The organism is uncultured Marinobacter sp. (genome assembly GCF_963974375.1).
Taxonomy (GTDB): domain Bacteria; phylum Pseudomonadota; class Gammaproteobacteria; order Pseudomonadales; family Oleiphilaceae; genus Marinobacter.
Window position 1 is genome coordinate 1 of sequence record NZ_CAXBDN010000429.1, and the last position, 1940, is coordinate 1940.

Annotated in this window: 4 protein-coding genes; all 4 read left to right on the forward strand. The window is 55.1% G+C overall.

All coding sequences use genetic code 11. From position 1 onward, the window contains the following. Window positions 1–508: metallophosphoesterase (locus tag AAC035_RS21055; protein WP_339807073.1), on the forward strand; the 508-nt coding region annotated here is incomplete at its 5' end. Then, entirely contained in the window at window positions 505–744 is a 240-nt protein-coding gene (locus AAC035_RS21060) for a hypothetical protein (RefSeq protein ID WP_339807074.1), read from the forward strand. The genes AAC035_RS21055 and AAC035_RS21060, both read left to right, overlap by 4 nt. A gap of 9 nt (window positions 745–753) precedes the next feature. Further along, a complete protein-coding gene (locus AAC035_RS21065; protein WP_339807075.1) occupies window positions 754–1227 on the forward strand; it encodes a nucleotidyltransferase domain-containing protein in 474 nt (157 codons plus the stop codon). A gap of 177 nt (window positions 1228–1404) precedes the next feature. Beyond that, window positions 1405–1638 carry an MbcA/ParS/Xre antitoxin family protein gene (locus AAC035_RS21070; protein ID WP_339807076.1) on the forward strand — a complete coding sequence of 78 codons (234 nt, stop codon included), beginning with the start codon at window positions 1405–1407 and terminating at the stop codon, window positions 1636–1638. Window positions 1639–1940 lie beyond the last annotated feature (302 nt).

A 1940-nucleotide genomic window follows, 5' to 3' on the forward strand; every position in this document is an offset into this window, starting at 1 on the left:
ACCGCACCGGCGCAAGATCATTATCGCCGGTAACCACGATTGGGTCTTTCAGGAAGCACCAGAGTTGGCCCGGGAGACGCTAACCCATGCGATATATCTGGAAGACAGTGGGGTCGAACTTGAGGGGCTGCAGTTTTGGGGCTCCCCGTGGACACCACAGTTCCTGGACTGGGCATTTATGCTCGAGCGCGGGCAGACACTGCGTGGAAAATGGCAGCTGATTCCAAAAAACACCGATGTGCTGATAACCCATGGTCCACCAAGAGGCATCGGTGACCAGGTAGCGGTGGATTTTCGCGTCAGAAATGTCGGCTGCGTTGACCTCGAACAGCGTCTGGAACAACTCCCCAACCTACAGGCACACGTATTTGGTCACATTCACGAAGGCTACGGCCAATACCTGCGAGGCCAGACCCGGCTCCTAAACGCGAGCACCTGCACCGCTCGATACGAGCCTACCAATCCTCCCATTGTGTTCGATCTGAGCAAAACAGGAGAGTGCCGATGACCGCTGACGAACTGATCGCCCGATTGAGCGCTTTGCCTCCGGACACACCCGTTCTGGTGGAAGGATATGAGAACGGATTTGACGAGATCATTGCGCTGAAAGGGCAAGACGTGGTGCGCTATCGCCTTGCCCAGCCGTGGGATGGTCAGTACCAACCGCCGGAGCGCTTCGAGAAGCCGACCGCCGGCATCGTGCAGGCCGCCGTGATTCTGGGACGTCGTGGACCGCTGCGATAGGAGAAGCCCATGTCACAACGGAAGCGATATAACCTGACAGATTTGACGGCTCAATGTAATTCAGCCGCGCCAATCTCAAACGAGCTGAAAGATTGGGACCGTGCGCCCTCTGTGGGCCTCGAGCAAACGACCATGGACGGCCAGGCTGATATCGGCGACGTGATCCTCCAGTTCCGCGAGAGACTCGCTGATGACTATGATGTTATCCAACTGATTCTGTTCGGCAGTCGGGCTCGGGGAGATTATCACTCCGAGAGCGATGTCGACGTTGCAGTGATTCTGCAGGGTGAGCCAGGGGACTTCGTCGAAACCAAGTTGGAAATGGCACGCCGAGCCTTTGATGTGTTGGTGCAAACGGGCATCAGGATTCAGCCTTTTCCGATCTGGGAAGCGGAATGGCGGGAACCCACGAAGCACTCCAACCCGGATTTGCTGACGAACATCACACGAGAGGGCTTGACTATCTGGTCGCGCAATAAATGACAAGCGCCCTCGATGCCTACCAAGCATTCGGCACCTTTCGAATTGGTCTGGCCCACCGAGGTTAGTATGTTTTAGTAACACGATTTACTAATCAGTAAATCTTGTTACTAATCAATAGTATAATGCCCCACTGGGCTATCGCCGCGTGGCGGAGGTCAAGAAAACGCGCAGAATAACTTGAAACTACGATGGGTGGTCAACGGCATGGATAGCGATCAGAAAGCCAAAGAACTCTTCGAAGACGCTTTAAAAAACCTTTTCGATGGTGATGAACAGCTCATCAGCCGCTGGCTGGAGACACCGGTACCGGCTCTGGCTGGCGAGTCACCACAGACACTGATGGGGACGCCCACCGGGTGTGAAGTTCTGGAAAGGTACATTAAGAAGCTGAAGTACGGCGACTACTCGTAATTTTGGGAGCTTGCCATTCTGGCCCAGTGGCACCCACCGGACGCCCTTTTCATGGTGCTTAGCTTTGCGTCAAATCAAGCACCGTGCTCTTTGGGCGACAACCCAAGCTTCCTTGACTAGCCCATCTCGGCGGGGCAAAAAGGTCGGCTTTCCAATGTTTGCCGCGGTCACATTGGCGCCCAAACCACAAAGCAGACCTTTTCAGGTAGGGGCCTACCTGAGCATTACGAAGCTGACAACCATTAAGTGCGTAAACCGCTGAAGGTTGCCACCCATTCCACGTGAAGCCTGCCACCCGGACC